This window comes from Bifidobacterium catenulatum subsp. kashiwanohense JCM 15439 = DSM 21854, assembly GCF_001042615.1.
Classification (GTDB): Bacteria; Actinomycetota; Actinomycetes; order Actinomycetales; family Bifidobacteriaceae; genus Bifidobacterium; species Bifidobacterium catenulatum.
The window spans coordinates 2,322,823-2,337,234 of record NZ_AP012327.1; the positions used below are offsets into that span (position 1 = coordinate 2,322,823).

A 14,412-nucleotide genomic window follows, 5' to 3' on the forward strand; every position below is an offset into this window, starting at 1 on the left:
GGAACCCATGAAACCTCAGCTGGGAGATACCATCAGCAATCGCTACGTGCTCGTTTCGCCATTGCGCGAAGAAACCGGACTGCAGGTCTGGAAGGCCAGCGACCATGTGCTCGCACGGGATTGCCAGCTGTTTATTGTCAGCAACAGCAAGGCATTGCAGGAAGTCAACGCAACCGCTTCCATGCTGGCAATTTCACATGATTCTCACTTCACGAAAGTGCTGCAGCTCCAGCATGTCGGCCAGGTCGCGCTGGTGGTGACGCAGCTTGACGAAGGCATGACCCTCAGCGAATATCTTGCGCTGAACGCCAACCAGCCGTTGAGCTATACAGCCATGCGTTCCATCATTGGCGAAGTCATCGAAGCGTTGCATGCGCTGCAAAAAGACAATCTCACGCATTTCTCCATCAGCACCGATACGGTGCGACTGACCCGTTCCGGCATTCAGGTCGCAGACGCTCCGGTGAGCATCATGCTTGCCGACACTTCCTGCGCTCAGGCTCTGGAAAATTGGGAACAGCTTGCGATTCGGCAGATTGCGGCATTGCTGTATGCGATGTTGACCCGACGCCCGTCCACATTGTCGACTGATTTCCGTCTGGAAACGCTCGCGCCGACCACGCCGATGGAATTCCGTGTGATCTGCAAGCGCGGTCTCGAACTTGAGGAGAATGACGGCTTCCCCACCGTTCCGATGGCGACCATTGCGGAATTGGAGGCGCTGCTTGGCGAGTACCAGCCGCTGTCATCGTTGGGGGGTATGGATGTCACGTTGCCTTCCATGGATTCGGAATGCTCGATCGCCAGTGTTCCGTTGCTGCAGATTCTTGAGAAGGATGCGCTCCCGCTGCCGGATACGCTGGCGGCGGCTGGAAGCATTCCGGAAATGACGTTCACAGCTCCCGAACCGCATAACGATTTTTCCGATGGCAAGGAGGCTTTGGCGAAAAGCGTCGCGGCCACCAGTGGAGCGGTGAAATCGTTGTGGAGCAGTGGCCGTGAGCTGCTGAGCGAAGAAGACATCGATGGCGTGACCGACACCAGCGATTCCCCTTTCTCTTTCCCCATCAGGGTTTCCGTACCAGCCGATGGCATGTCATCCGACGATTCCCAGTTGGAAAAAACCGGCCGCATTCCAGTGATCGGCGCGGACGGTCAGGTCATTCAGCCCGGCGAGGAGTCCGCTCGCGCGTTGAGGGCAGAGCAGGAGGCGATCGACGCCGCGTATGCAGCCGGTCGAGCCGCGGTTCCGCCGAGCTTCACGCCGAAGAATCCTTCTCCCGCTTCGGCGAATACTGACGTTGCCGACGCGAAACTGTTTGGCAAGCTGAAAACGAAGGTCGTTGCGATTATCGTTGCGGTCATCGTGGTTGCGGTTGCGCTTGGTTTTGCAGTTCATGGTTTGATGCAGCCTTCAGATTCGGTTACGACTGATTCAAAAGGACCATGGCCGGAAATAAATCTTGACGAAGTGCCGTTCGGAGAGGGAGATCAATCGGATGCGAATTCCGCGGATTCCTCCAATTCCGATACGTCCGGCAATACCGACTCGTCCAATTCCAAGGATTCTTCCGATACTTCCGCCAATGCGCCGGCATCCGGCGATTCGACGGCATCCAAGAAACTCAAGAAAACCGAAGACAAGGTCGTGACCGCCGACAAGCAGTCGAAAAAGGTGCCGGATCCGAAGCAGCCGGAAAACACGACCGCATACGAAATCGACAATCGTAAGTTCCTGTCGAATCCTGACGGACAGCAGGGCTACGGATATTACGTGCACCTGAGCCAGCCGCAGAAGGCGTATCGCATGGTCATCAAGATTCGTTCTTCGGGCGGCCAGGGATACATTCGCGTGAACGCGACGAACAGCCCATCCCAGGGCAAGCAGGTGGCGCAGTTCGAATTCGACGATTCCGGCACTACCGAAGTGAAGTTCGACGAGTCCGTGGAAACGCAGGACATCATGCTGTGGGTGCCGCTGAATAGTCTGCCGGGCAACCAGCTGTATATCGAAAGCATTCAAGTGTTCTGATCGTCAGCGTATCGCAATATCCGATTACTTCTGAAGATTGCGATACGCAAAGAGCCTGCCATACGTGAGGTGACGCATGGCAGGCTCTTTGCGTATTTTTTGAAATATGGTCGTAGTCGCAAAGCGATGACACTTGACTCAAGGATCGACAACCAACTGTTCGCCATGTTCATCACGCTAATATCAGATTCAGGAGCTTGCTACTGCATGATTACAGAACTTTCTAATGTCAGATTGGGGAGATTTCTAATGTATGATTGTGGAGAATCTTAATGTCAGATTGGGGAACAGCATGATTCCACGAGATCTTACCAGCCATGTTCAACGGCTTGCTTCCTGGTTTCCGGTGGTTTCGGTCACCGGTCCGAGGCAAAGCGGCAAGTCTACCATTGTCAAGCATGCTTTTCCGGAATACGCATACGTGAATCTGGAGGATCCGCAGTTGCGCAAGGCTGCCAATGATGATCCCGTAGGTTTCATACGCAATCGTCCGGAACATCTCATCGTGGACGAGGCGCAGTATGCTTCGGATTTGTTTTCCATGATCCAGGTCGTTTCCGACGAGCGCAGCACGCGCGGGCAATATGTGTTGTCAGGTTCGCAGAATTTTCTGCTGCTCAAGAATATCTCCCAATCATTGGCGGGCAGGGTCGGCTTGGTGCGTCTGCTGCCACTATCGTTCAAGGAGGTGAGCAGCGCGGCTCTTCTGGGATCGCCGAATCCCGCGGATGATTTCATGCTGCGCGGCGGATACCCCCGTCTCTACAGTTCAGGAATGCCGCTTGAACTCTTCTTCTCGTCGTATCTCAGCACGTATGTCGAACATGACGTGGCTGGTTATCTCGACGTGCGCAACGTAACAACTTTTCATAAATTCCTGCGTCTTTGCGCTCTTAATGCCGGTAATCTTATGAATTACGCAAAGCTTGCCAACGATACGGACATCAGTGCGAGAACCGCAAAATCATGGCTTTCCATTCTGGAATCCAGCTACGTTACGTTCGAATTGATGCCTTACTATGCGAACGAGGGCAAGCGCATGATCAAAACACCGAAGATTTTCTTTTACGATACTGGATTGCTGTGCTATTTACTGGGTATCACCAGCAAAGAACAACTGCTATTAAGCCCGCATTTAGGTGCGATTTTTGAGAATCTCATCATTTCGGAAACATTGAAACGACATTGTAACCGAGGTGAAGAACCGCAATTATTCTTCTACCGAGATGATCGCAAAGTCGAGGTTGATTTGTTGGATTATACTGATTCCACCCATCCTGAAATAGTTGAGATCAAGTCCGGTCAAACATATCGCGATGCATTCGCACGGCATTTGAATTCGATCGGCGAGGATCTTGGCATTGCGGTTGATCATCGATTTGTGGTAGCCCGCGTGGAATCAAGTTTTCAAGCCAAAGACGCGCAAGTATGCTCCGCCGCAGACTGGTTGGCGCGCTGAAAATCGTGCGGTCACCCAGCAAATCGTACGATCAGCAAGATGAAGCTACGCAGCCAATCGCATGATCCTTCTGCACAAGTCGCATTTCCTGTCTATACAACTCCCAATTGGTGATCAAATCCGACTTGTGCAGACATAAAACCGGGGTTATACAAACACAGAACGCAAGTTGTACAGGCAATCCGCCGCGCAGACCACTTACTCAGGCCAGTGCTCGAAGAGGGTGAGGAGCTTTTCGACGTTGGCGTCGCTCCAGCTGTCGATTCGAGGGCCATCGTACGCGCTGTTGTACGGCTGATCAAACACGACCACATGCTGCCCCGCCTCGCGCAGGGTTTCGATGTTCGCCGGCGAATCGTCAATATGAATCGTGGCCTGCATACTATCTTTCAGCCCGGTAAAGCACAGGCTCATGTACGGAATATGGTTGCTGTCCAACCATTGCGCGGTGTCGGAAACAACCATCTGATGCTGGCCGGACACGAACAGCCTATGCGTGACGATGCGAATGTACACGTGCTCGCCCGCCAATCGCTGCAACGCCTGCGCGACTCCCGGAAGCGGCTTCATCGTTGCATACAGATGCTCACGTTCTGCGGCTTTATGCGTTTCGATGTAATCGTCGAGCGTGTCGAACGGCCATCCATCTTCGCGCATGAGATTGTAATGCGCGGTCTGCAACGCACGTTCCGGCACGTCAACGCCCTGCCGCTGCAGGTAATCGCGAATCGCACCCTTGTAATCCGCGCAGACACCGTCCAAATCGAGATTGAGCACACGATATCCCTGCACGCCCACGCGCTGGCTCTCGTATTGTTCAGGAATAGTTGCCATATCACGTTCCTTTCTTACGCCCGACGCCGATCAGCCCGTCGAACAGCCACACTAATCAGCCCGCTATCAATCAATGTAACCTGACATTCGCCGGCAACAAGCGCAAATACTCCCGCAAGTAAGGAAGATGGAAAAGATAGAAATCTGAAGATCGCGCCGCTTCTTTTTGCGACGGCGACACCACCCTGCAATCGACGATCATCTTTTCATCACAGCATCATTACGTTTATTTCAAGATTAGCCGATGAAAATACAAAAGAATCGACGATCGTTGCATGACATCGACGATTGCGCCTGTCTATAATGAAGGCACAACAGAACAAAGAGACATGATGCGGCAGGAACCGGAGAGAAAACCGGAGCCGCACCCCACACGCGGGGAAACGGCAACGCCACCCGCGCTGAAATAACAGAACAACAAACAAGACTTACGGCAGCGGCCAGAGGAAAGAACAGAAAACAAGAACGCCGCCAAGCCAAACGGAAGGAAACATCATGAAGAACAACACTTTCAACCAGATCGTCAACGCCAACCTCGCTTCCATCGATTCAGGCTTCGGTCAGTTCGCACTCGCCAAGGCCAGCGCCGATCTGTTCAAGAAGATCATCAATAAGTGATCCAAGGCCTGCCCAGGCAGGCGTCACGTTTACACAACTCAAGGGCCTGCGTTCCACATGGAGCGCAGGCCCTTTTTCTCATGTTCCACTCAAGCGCCGCCAAGAATCCAGCCACCACCAGCAACTGCACACACAGCCCCACACGCAATCACACACAACAGCTCATGTTTCACGTGAAACTTTGTAGATGATCCAGCTCGGAAAGCATTTGATAATACGCCATAGGAAAAAAGAATACGTGAAATCGTGCGATGCGCGGCTGTTCGCTTCAGCGGTTCGCTACAGTGGGAATATGAGTGATTTGCGAGATGTGATTATTGTCGGATCCGGCCCTGCCGGATATACTGCGGCCATATATTTGGGCCGAGCTGGATTCAAACCACTGGTCATAGCGGGTGCGCTGGCCCCAGGCGGGCAGCTCGTCAACACCACCGAAGTGGAGAATTTTCCAGGCTTCCCTGACGGCATTATGGGACCGGAACTCATGGATAATATGCAACGCCAGGCAGAGAAGTTCGGCGCAGAAATCATTTGGGATGATGTTGTTTCCGTGAGCAACGATGACGCCACCGGCGTGAAAACCGTGCGTGTCGATCAGGGGGACGTTTTTGAAACCCGTGCTTTGATCATCGCAACCGGATCGGAATACCGCAAGCTCGGCATCCCTGGAGAGGTGGAATATTCCGGCAAGGGAGTGTCATATTGCGCGACTTGCGACGGCTTCTTCTTCCGCGATAAGCCGATTATTGTGGTCGGCGGCGGCGATAGCGCATTCACTGAAGCTGATTTTCTTTCCCGATTTGGATCGTCGGTGACGTTGATTCATCGTCGTTCCGAATTCCGCGCATCGCAGATTCTCGTGGAACGTGCTCAACAGAATCCGAAAATCACCATCGTCACGGATTCCGTGGTGGAGGAAATCTTAGGTGATGTCAACGAAGCCCAATCCGTGAACGTTCGCAACGTCATCACCGGAGAGATGAGCACGATTGCTGCAAACGGTATTTTCGTAGCGATTGGACACTCCCCCGCCACAGCTTTTATTGACGGCATTGTGCAGCGAGATGCGGCTGGATATATTCAGGTGGACGGCGCCAGCACACGCACCAGCACTGCCGGCATTTTTGCAGCAGGCGACTGTGTTGACAGTGTTTACCGTCAGGCGATCAGCGCCGCCGGCATGGGCTGCCGGGCCGCCCTTGACGCCCAAGCCTACCTCCAGCAGTAACACTCCCCATCACGGTCATTCACACAGCCATTCACACAGCCATTCACACAGTCACATCACAGTCATGACCGTGTGAATGGCTGTGATATGGAGGAAGCTATTGTCCATTCTCCAAGAACCAATCCAAAACGCGATAGCGCGATTGCGCAAACAGCATAATGACGACGGCGATTACGAAGCAAAAAGCTGTCAGCGATCCCTCAGCAAAGACGTGTGGGAAAGCATCAGCGCCTTCGCAAATACACATGGTGGCACTCTGCTCCTTGGTTTGGATGAACACAATGGATTCACTTGCGTTCAGGATTTTCACCTCGACAGAGTGCAGGACCAACTTATCGAAGGTATGGGAGATGGCGGTAGGGATGGAATCAGACTCTCAAATCCTCCAAAATATGATGTTTCACGTGAAACCGTTGACGGCGGTCAGATTCTCGTGATTCGTATATATGAAAACGATATAGATTTCAAGCCATGCTATATTACCGCCAAAGGAATTAAAAGCGGTAGTTTCAAACGAATTGATGATAAAGATGTTCTCCTATCATCAGCAGAATTATATGAAATTCAAAATATACTACATCCAAGTAGTTCTGATCTTGAAATTATTCCTAATGCCTCTATTGAAGACCTTAACTCTTCTGTTGTCGATACTATTTTTGTAAGAAAACAAGGCACTAAAGCCTTGTGTGGATCAGAAACAAAAGAAGAAAAACTAGCGCGATTAAACATTGCGGATCGACAAGGTCGCATACGGATGGCGGGATTAATTGCAGCTGGTAACTATCCTCAACAATTCTTCCCACGTCTCTTTATCGACGTTGCTGTACATCCAGGCATTGAAAAATCGCAGCCAGGTGCACTAAGGTTCCTCGACCGCGTAGAATGCGAGGGATCTGCATCAGAAATGATCAACGATGCGGTAAATGCTACATCTCGAAATTTACGATCTTATTCGTTCATCGAAGGCATCGGAAGAAAAGATGAATTGGAAATTCCTTCCGAAGTTCTGCGTGAAGCCATCGCCAACGCAGTAGTGCATAGGGAATATCATCCGTATTTTCAAGGCCAGCCGGTCACCGTCGACGTTTACGCAGACAGGATCGAAATATCGAATCCAGGTGGCCTATGGGGAGGCAAAACCATTGATAATCTCGCAGATAGACAATCTCGATGCCGCAATAGCGCCCTCATGCAGCTCGTACAAACCACCCCTGTGATCGGAAGCAATCTTATCACCGCCGAAGGTCAGGGCGGAGGAATCATCCTCATGATGAACGAAATGCAGAACCGCGATCTGCGCGCACCGGAATTCCGCGCGACTCAGGACTCCTTCACTGTGGTGTTGTGGCGTTCCAGCGTCAATCTGTCCAACAAAGCTGATGAGATTATCTCTGAAATTAAAAATACTGAACCAACTCATAAAAACGATACAAAAAACATGTTGTCGAATACTATGAAAAATAAGGTTGATATTCTCACTTTTATTCCAAAGAATAAAGATATTACCGCAAGGGAGCTTGCTGATATTACTGGAAAATCAGTTGAAACAATTCGCCGTAATCTAAGAAAGTTAATACAAGAAAATAAAGTTGAAGCCATCGGTAAAACGAAAAGCAGAAATCGTATGTACCGACGAATCAACTAATTCCCACAGAAAGATGCCGTCAAATACCACCAAACAAGGAATCACAAAAACGCTAAAAATAAGCGGAAGGGCGGCATATTCTGTTCACGACTGTAAGCTTGGCCAAACGCGGCCTTGAGTGTGTCGTGAATAGAATATGCCGCCCTTCTGCGAACATCACACTGGTCAGACAGAGAAACTCGAGAAAATACTATTCTTCAGCAGAAGGAATGAGCATGTCGACAATGCGCTTCATGTCGTCTTCGGATTTGAAGACGATTTCGATGCGGCCATGTTCCTTGGATCCTTTGATGGAAACCTTCGTGCCGAACTTCTTTTCAAGTCCGAGCTGCATTGGCGTTCCAGCCCACGGATTCAGCTTGTTGGTCTTCGCTTTCTTCGGCTGATCCGATTCGGCGGCCTTCATCGACACGATTTCCTCAGTGCTGCGAACAGACAGCCCTTCAGAGATAATGCGCGTCGCAAGCTGTTCCATATCAGCTTCAGTCGGCAATCCCAGCAGCGCACGCGCGTGACCGGCCGATAAAAGTCCAGAAGCGACCTTCTTTTGCACGGTTGCAGGCAGATTCAGCAATCGCAAGGTATTTGCGATCTGCGGGCGTGATTTCGATACGGATTTCGACAATTGCGCCTGCGTCAGACCGAAATCGTCGATCATCTGCTGATAGGCGGCCGCTTCTTCCAGCGGATTTAACGCAACGCGATGCAGATTCTCCAGCAGAGCGTCACGCAACATGTCGTCGTCGGCCGTGGTTTTGACGATCGCAGGAATCGTTTTCAGACCTGCGATCTGTGAAGCACGCCAGCGACGCTCACCCATGATGAGCTCATACATGCTATCCATGCGACCGTCGAACATATTATGCGACTCGTCATTGCTGGCGGCGCTCTCCTTGCGCGCGGCCTCGATCTGCGCAAGTGGGCGTTTCCGTACCACGATGGGCTGCAGCACGCCGACTTCCTTGATGGAATCGGCAAGTTCACGAAGATCATCCTCGTCGAAAATAGTGCGTGGCTGATGCAGGTTGGGTCCGACATCACTCAGACGCAATTCAACCAAGTAACCACCCTGCACCGGCAATAGTTCCGGTTCGTCGTTCTTTGCATCTTCGTTCTTTTTTACCGCAGCAGTTTCACGTGAAACACTCCCCTGCTTCGCGTCGGCAGGAAGATCGACAGGACTGGTGGCGCCGAAGAACATGTCGGCTGGATGAGCCGCTTCGTTCAGCGTAATGGAAGGCATGCTGGCACGATGAACGCTTCCTTTCTTGGTTTCGTGTGAAACGTTCTTCTTCATGTCGTGGACGGCATCAACGGAAGCCTGAGCTGTCGCCATGGAGCTTTTAGCGCCTGTGTTCTTTCCCACAGACGGCACGGCAGCACTGCCAGCCATGCTTCCGGAAGTTTTCGCGGACGGCTTGTTATCGGCCTTCACCCCTACAGCAGTCGCAGCCAGCTCAGCGGCAGCTTCCGACTTTGCCGACTCTCCTGGAAGAGACGGAAACAGCGCGCCGAGACCCATGCCCAAACGTGATTTCGTAGCCATGATCAGTTCTCATTCCTTCTTGCATCAATAGCCTGCAACACCGTCTGCGAGCGACGTGCGAGTTCCAACGCGGCCTCACAGTAGGAGATTGCACCCATGCCCTTGGGATCATAGGCGATAACGCTTTGATTAAAGCTCGGCGCTTCCGAGATTTTCACCGTTCGTGGAATCGTGGTGTCCAACACGATGGTCGGATAGTGGCTTTTGACCTCGTCATGCACTTCACGGCTGAGCAGGGTTCGCTTATCGAACATGGTGATCAGCATGGTAGAAACAAGCAGTGACGGATTGAAATGTTCCTGCACCAGCCCGATGGTATTGATAAGCTGACCAAGACCCTCCAACGCATAATATTCAGCTTGGATCGGAATCAGCATCTCATGCACCGCACACATGGCATTAATTACCAGCAGACCAAGGCTCGGAGGGCAATCGATAATCACGTAATCGTAGTGTTCCTCGCTGTTCTCAAGAAACTCGTCAACCGCGGTTTTCAGTAGAACATTGCGATTTTCCATGTCGGCGACTTCCAGCTCGGCACCGCTCAGATCGATGGAGGCTGGCACCACGTCAAGCAGATCGAAGTCAGGGCAGGTGCGCTTGACTTCGGCAATGGTTTTTCTGCCTTCGATCACGTCGTATACCGACGGCTCTCCCGACGCATGCGGAGCACCCAACGCGGTCGACGCATTGCCCTGCGGATCCATATCGATCAGCAGCACCTTGGAACCGAACTGGGCCAACGCGGCGGAAAGATTCACCGCAGACGTGGTTTTGCCAACGCCACCCTTCTGATTGGCGACCGCAATCATGCGCGTCTGCTCCGGCTTTGGGCAAACGGCCTTCTGCAAGGCGCGATAGCGAGACGATTCGTCGGCGATCTGCGAACCAAGAGGAGAATTCGACCCTCCGAAAATTCGTTTGATGGTTTCCGTCGCCGATTCCATCGATGTCAGGTTATCTGGTCCTTCAGGTCCAGTCATACGTCAGCCTTCCTTACGATATGCTTAACACTCAAGTTTCATCATTTGGGTGGACAGAACCGACCCGTCCACCCATTGTGCGCAAATGTGGATAACTGTGGATAGTCGGTGGATAACTTGCATTGCTCGCAAAAAGTTATCCACAGACATCTTGTTGCTATTCCAACATTTTTTTGCGCTTTATTGCAACGAGTCTCCAGTTGTGGATAATGTGGACAACTTGCCAAAATGGTGGATAACTTACTTTTTATCCACCATGAGCACATGGGTCGATTCAAGCCCCGGCCCGACCTCGGCATCCACCACTCGCGGACGAACGCCGCCGCACCTAGCGATCTCCTTGGAGGCTTTTTCGATCTCCTCCTGAGCGGACCTTCCCTTCAATGCGACCAGACGCCCACCGCGTTCAAGCAACGGCAATGTCCACCCGGATAGCTTGGTCATCGGTGCAACGGCACGACAGGTCACCACGGCGAACGGGTGCCTTGCCTGAATGGGCTTGCCATCCAAATCCAGCACAGGACCGCGGGCAACTGCTCCCCTGCCGTTCCTGCCGCCTTTGCCGTTTCTGGCGTTGCCATTGCCACGGTTGCCGCCCTGAGCGCCAGACATACCCGCAATGGCCTCGATCATCTCATTGGCCCTGGCACGCACCACCGTAACGTTCTCCAGCTCCATGTCCGCCACGCACTCGTTCAGCCATTCGATACGCCGCTCCATAGGCTCCACGAGCGTGAAATGATGATCCGGCAGGCATGCGGCCGCAACGATACCGGGAAAACCGCCGCCACTGCCAATATCGGCAACCGTTTTGAACTGCTTCTTGGCCGTGGATTCCCTTACGAAAGGTACAATGGCAGCCGAGTTCAGAATATGGCGTTCCCAAATAATCCCAACGTCTCGTGGTCCGATCAAGCCACGAGGTTCGCCTTCTTCGGCAAGTTTCGCATGAAAAACACGCAGCTTACCCAACGCATCCCCCAGCACTTCCTCAAGAATCGGCGAATCATCAAGTTCGTCTGTCACATCACTCATGGGCACCATCCTATATCCTGCTCTTCCTTATTGCCGGTATTCCAGCCATTACTCCCCGACCAATGCCGGCAATATCGCACGGCCTGCGTGTAGTCATTCACTAATCGCAATAAAAAAGCGCCACCATGATGGTGACGCCATGTTTCACGTGAAACGAGCCGAACTCAGGCCTCATCCTCGTCTTCGGTTTCCTCGGCGGCGGAAGCCTTGAAATACACCGTAACGTAACGACGTGGCTCCTCGCCGTGGGAACGAGACTTCATGCCTTCCTCACGCACCACGTCATGCACGATCTTACGCTCGAAGGAATTCATCGGCTTCAGATCGACCGGCTCTCCGGTCTCACGTACCTCGTCGATGACATCCAGCGCGATGTCGTGCAGACGCTGACGCTTGCGCTTGAGATAGCCGTCGACGTCCACAATGAGATGGGAACGTTCGCCGGTCTTCTGCTGTACGGCAAGTCGCGTCAGCTGCTGCAATGCGTCGACGACCTCGCCGTTGCGTCCGATGAGATGCTTGATATCCGTATCATCATCGGCGACGATTTGCACGGTAGGACGATTGTTGCGCACGCCCATTTCAATATCACCCTCGTAATCGACGATATCGAGCAGTCCTTCAAGATAATCGGCAGCGATATCAGCTTCCTCGTTGAGCTGATCGATGGTCTTTTCCTCATCTTGCGCCATGGTGGTTGTACTCCTTTGAGCGGGGTTTCTATTACTAAAGTCTTATCAGGTAAAGTCTAATTACTGTTTACCACGTCGACAATAAACGCTGATAAAAGTGGTGTGTCCCGTGTTTCACGTGAAACACGGGACACACTCTTACTCACTTCTTTTTCTTTTTACGGCTCGGCTGCTGACGCTGGTAGCCGTGCTTTTCCTTCACTTCGGCGGCTTCCTTAGCCTTCTGCAGCGCCTCTTCCTCGAGGGATGGCAGACCGGCCTTGGCTCGGCGGGCGTTCTCATGAACATGATCACGCTTTTCCTTCGCTTCGGCGGCCGGAGATCCCGGAGTCGGGAAGACGTGGATCTGCCAGATGGAACGCAACAGATTGCAGATGTTGTTGGTGAGCCAGTACACCAGCACAGCGAATGGCATGGCAATACCGGAGAAAATGTACATGATCGGGAACATCCACAACATCATCTTCTGCATCATTTCGGTCTGCTTGTTTGCCGCAGACTGAGCCATGTTACGCTTCATGCTGTTGTACTGCATGAACCACAGGCAGAAGCACATCAATGCAACGAAGATGGCGATAACTACTTTGCCATGCACGGCAGCGGTCGTGAAGTTATCAGCCACGTTCACACCGAACACTGTGGTGGACGTGAACTGCTTGGCTGTGGCGATGTCGAAAGCGCCAAGACCCTGTCCGTCCCTGAATTTGCCGCGCGCGATGTACGGAATGGCTGACAGTGTATAGAACATGCACATGAACACGGGACCCTGCACAAACATAGGGAGCATGGAAGTGCAACCACCCATCGGGTTCGCATCATTGTCCTGGTAGAGCTTCATCATCTCGCGCTGCATGGCTTCCTTGCTGGCGGGATCGTTCTTGCCCTTGTATTTGTTCTGGATACGCTGCATCTTTGGCTGCAGGACGGCCATCTGGGCCTGCATCTTGCGCATACCCTTCATGGACTTGTAGAACAGCGGAAAAACGCATGCTTGGACCACAAGTACTAGAAATACGATGGACATGACCCACGAGAAACCGATCTCGTTCATGCCCAGCATCACCAGGAACTTATGGAATACGGCCATGATCTGCGTCATGAGCCACTCGACGGGATACAGGAGCTTATACAGCCAGCCCCAGAAACCGCTGTCGAGGAGGAATTGATTTTGATTCATTACAGGCCAGTCTCCTTATCGCCTATAGGTTTTTCTACGTTCAGAGGCGTGAGCCGAGGTTCCTCGTGTGCCTTCGACCACGAACATCTGTAAAACAAGGAATAAAGCTGCGGAACGTCGTCAATTCCCCCACGGTTCCACTGATTGCAGCGAAGAAGACGCAACAACGCAAGAAGGCCACCTTTAAGGCGGCCAAATCGTTCAATCGCCTGAATCGCATAATTGGAACAACTTGGATAATATCTGCAGCAGGGTGCGGTATTTGCGGAAATATGACGTTGGTACCAGCGAATGGCGCGAATCATCCAATTTCCGTTATGACCGGCGTTCATTACTGACGCACGGCCTTACGATTCACCGCTTCAAAACATGCTACGATCTGCTGTTCCAACGATAGAAAATCAGCATGTGCGGCACTTGGCTTGGCACGCAACACGATATCGCAGGATTCAGGTAAGGAAGATTCGTACTTTCGTGCAAGCACGCGGAAACGACGTTTGACGGCATTACGCGTTACTGCGTTGCCGACAGCCTTGGAAACGGCCAAACCGACACGTCGGCCCCGCTTCGCCGTGGAATCATCAATAACGGCATCGTCGTGCACTAAATAATGCACGACGATGTCTTCTCGCGATACCCTACGACGGCGTTTGAGCACCGCGACAAAATCGCGATGGCTTTTCAGCCGTTCCACCGCTCTATGCCGTTAAATCAGGCAGCGAGGGACTTGCGGCCCTTGGCGCGGCGACGGTTGATCAGAGCGCGGCCTGCGCGAGTGCGCATGCGCTGACGGAAACCGTGCTTCATGTGGCGACGGCGGTTGTTCGGCTGGAATGTCCTCTTCATAATTAATGCTCCCGGTGTTTTTAGCCATGCCAAGGCACGGCTCCTCATGAGTCAAGCTCTACCAAGTTACTCTGACCCCTGAACAGAGTAATTACCTCCACTAATTCCTTCACATTTTGTGGGGACTCTCCCCACAAAACAATCCACAAAAAACGTTGCTATGTCGCCAAACTCCCCACAAAAGTTATCCACAAACTACATAACTGTTATTCACAATTCAAGCATTTCAACACGCTTACCGGTGGATAACTCGGGGAAAAGAGAGTACAAATAAACAGTTGCACTACTGGTAGAAGTCTGTCGAGAAAGGGGAATCC

General features: G+C 52.2%; 14 protein-coding genes. 5 read left to right on the forward strand and 9 right to left on the reverse strand.

The window, feature by feature from the left end; translation table 11 throughout:
* Window positions 1-7 precede the first annotated feature (7 nt).
* Window positions 8-2,032, forward strand: coding sequence for a protein kinase family protein (locus tag BBKW_RS09765; protein WP_033501592.1), 2,025 nt, complete (start codon window positions 8-10; stop codon window positions 2,030-2,032).
* Window positions 2,033-2,324: 292 nt separating this feature from the next.
* Window positions 2,325-3,491 carry an ATP-binding protein gene (locus tag BBKW_RS09770; RefSeq protein WP_033501591.1) on the forward strand — a complete coding sequence of 389 codons (1,167 nt, stop codon included), beginning with the start codon at window positions 2,325-2,327 and terminating at the stop codon, window positions 3,489-3,491.
* 198 nt (window positions 3,492-3,689) lie between these two features.
* Here BBKW_RS09770 and BBKW_RS09775 read toward each other — a convergent pair whose 3' ends face one another.
* Window positions 3,690-4,325, reverse strand: a complete 636-nt coding sequence (locus BBKW_RS09775; protein WP_033501590.1) for a 5' nucleotidase, NT5C type — start codon at window positions 4,323-4,325, stop codon at window positions 3,690-3,692.
* Window positions 4,326-4,820: 495 nt separating this feature from the next.
* Between BBKW_RS09775 and BBKW_RS11185 the strand changes: the two genes are divergently transcribed.
* From BBKW_RS11185 to BBKW_RS09785, 3 genes are all read left to right on the forward strand, one after another.
* Complete coding sequence (locus BBKW_RS11185; RefSeq protein ID WP_269446985.1) at window positions 4,821-4,943, forward strand: hypothetical protein; 123 nt, start codon at window positions 4,821-4,823, stop codon at window positions 4,941-4,943.
* A 292-nt stretch (window positions 4,944-5,235) separates the two neighbouring features.
* On the forward strand, window positions 5,236-6,171 hold the full coding sequence (trxB, locus tag BBKW_RS09780; RefSeq protein WP_033501610.1) for a thioredoxin-disulfide reductase: 936 nt from the start codon (window positions 5,236-5,238) through the stop codon (window positions 6,169-6,171).
* Window positions 6,172-6,271: 100 nt separating this feature from the next.
* Complete coding sequence (locus tag BBKW_RS09785) at window positions 6,272-7,816, forward strand: ATP-binding protein (protein WP_051920332.1); 1,545 nt, start codon at window positions 6,272-6,274, stop codon at window positions 7,814-7,816.
* Window positions 7,817-8,006: 190 nt separating this feature from the next.
* On the opposite strand, the gene BBKW_RS09790 is transcribed toward BBKW_RS09785, so the two are convergent.
* The 8 genes from BBKW_RS09790 to rpmH all read right to left on the reverse strand — a co-directional run bounded on the left by BBKW_RS09790 (window position 8,007) and on the right by rpmH (window position 14,095).
* Window positions 8,007-9,362, reverse strand: coding sequence for a ParB/RepB/Spo0J family partition protein (locus BBKW_RS09790; RefSeq protein ID WP_033501589.1), 1,356 nt, complete (start codon window positions 9,360-9,362; stop codon window positions 8,007-8,009).
* A gap of 2 nt (window positions 9,363-9,364) precedes the next feature.
* On the reverse strand, window positions 9,365-10,309 hold the full coding sequence (locus BBKW_RS09795) for a ParA family protein (protein ID WP_033501608.1): 945 nt from the start codon (window positions 10,307-10,309) through the stop codon (window positions 9,365-9,367).
* A gap of 276 nt (window positions 10,310-10,585) precedes the next feature.
* The gene (locus BBKW_RS09800) at window positions 10,586-11,389 is read right to left on the reverse strand and encodes a 16S rRNA (guanine(527)-N(7))-methyltransferase RsmG (RefSeq protein WP_081962286.1); all 804 of its coding nucleotides are present in this window, start codon (window positions 11,387-11,389) and stop codon (window positions 10,586-10,588) included.
* Between the two features lie 155 nt (window positions 11,390-11,544).
* A complete protein-coding gene (locus BBKW_RS09805; RefSeq protein WP_033501588.1) occupies window positions 11,545-12,072 on the reverse strand; it encodes a Jag family protein in 528 nt (175 codons plus the stop codon).
* A 142-nt stretch (window positions 12,073-12,214) separates the two neighbouring features.
* Window positions 12,215-13,249, reverse strand: a complete 1,035-nt coding sequence (gene yidC, locus BBKW_RS09810) for a membrane protein insertase YidC (protein ID WP_033501587.1) — start codon at window positions 13,247-13,249, stop codon at window positions 12,215-12,217.
* Window positions 13,249-13,554, reverse strand: coding sequence for a membrane protein insertion efficiency factor YidD (gene yidD, locus BBKW_RS10380; RefSeq protein WP_004222749.1), 306 nt, complete (start codon window positions 13,552-13,554; stop codon window positions 13,249-13,251). Before yidD ends, yidC begins: the two co-directional genes overlap by 1 nt.
* A 26-nt stretch (window positions 13,555-13,580) precedes the next feature.
* Window positions 13,581-13,943 (reverse strand): ribonuclease P protein component, encoded by a 363-nt coding sequence (rnpA, locus tag BBKW_RS09815; RefSeq protein WP_033501586.1) that lies wholly within the window; start codon window positions 13,941-13,943, stop codon window positions 13,581-13,583.
* A gap of 17 nt (window positions 13,944-13,960) precedes the next feature.
* The gene (rpmH, locus tag BBKW_RS09820; RefSeq protein ID WP_003807168.1) at window positions 13,961-14,095 is read right to left on the reverse strand and encodes a 50S ribosomal protein L34; all 135 of its coding nucleotides are present in this window, start codon (window positions 14,093-14,095) and stop codon (window positions 13,961-13,963) included.
* Window positions 14,096-14,412: the final 317 nt, after the last annotated feature.

What these genes read in the sequence shown, in the direction of transcription:
- BBKW_RS09795 (WP_033501608.1), bottom strand. Translation starts at nt 10,309, where the DNA reads ATGGAATCGGCGACGGAAACCATCAAACGAATTTTCGGAGGGTCGAAT.
- trxB (WP_033501610.1), top strand. Translation starts at nt 5,236, where the DNA reads ATGAGTGATTTGCGAGATGTGATTATTGTCGGATCCGGCCCTGCCGGA.
- BBKW_RS09800 (WP_081962286.1), bottom strand. Translation starts at nt 11,389, where the DNA reads ATGGTGCCCATGAGTGATGTGACAGACGAACTTGATGATTCGCCGATT.
- BBKW_RS09775 (WP_033501590.1), bottom strand. Translation starts at nt 4,325, where the DNA reads ATGGCAACTATTCCTGAACAATACGAGAGCCAGCGCGTGGGCGTGCAG.
- rpmH (WP_003807168.1), bottom strand. Translation starts at nt 14,095, where the DNA reads ATGAAGAGGACATTCCAGCCGAACAACCGCCGTCGCCACATGAAGCAC.
- BBKW_RS09805 (WP_033501588.1), bottom strand. Translation starts at nt 12,072, where the DNA reads ATGGCGCAAGATGAGGAAAAGACCATCGATCAGCTCAACGAGGAAGCT.
- yidC (WP_033501587.1), bottom strand. Translation starts at nt 13,249, where the DNA reads ATGAATCAAAATCAATTCCTCCTCGACAGCGGTTTCTGGGGCTGGCTG.
- BBKW_RS09770 (WP_033501591.1), top strand. Translation starts at nt 2,325, where the DNA reads ATGATTCCACGAGATCTTACCAGCCATGTTCAACGGCTTGCTTCCTGG.
- BBKW_RS09765 (WP_033501592.1), top strand. Translation starts at nt 8, where the DNA reads ATGAAACCTCAGCTGGGAGATACCATCAGCAATCGCTACGTGCTCGTT.
- BBKW_RS09790 (WP_033501589.1), bottom strand. Translation starts at nt 9,362, where the DNA reads ATGGCTACGAAATCACGTTTGGGCATGGGTCTCGGCGCGCTGTTTCCG.
- BBKW_RS11185 (WP_269446985.1), top strand. Translation starts at nt 4,821, where the DNA reads ATGAAGAACAACACTTTCAACCAGATCGTCAACGCCAACCTCGCTTCC.
- yidD (WP_004222749.1), bottom strand. Translation starts at nt 13,554, where the DNA reads ATGATTCGCGCCATTCGCTGGTACCAACGTCATATTTCCGCAAATACC.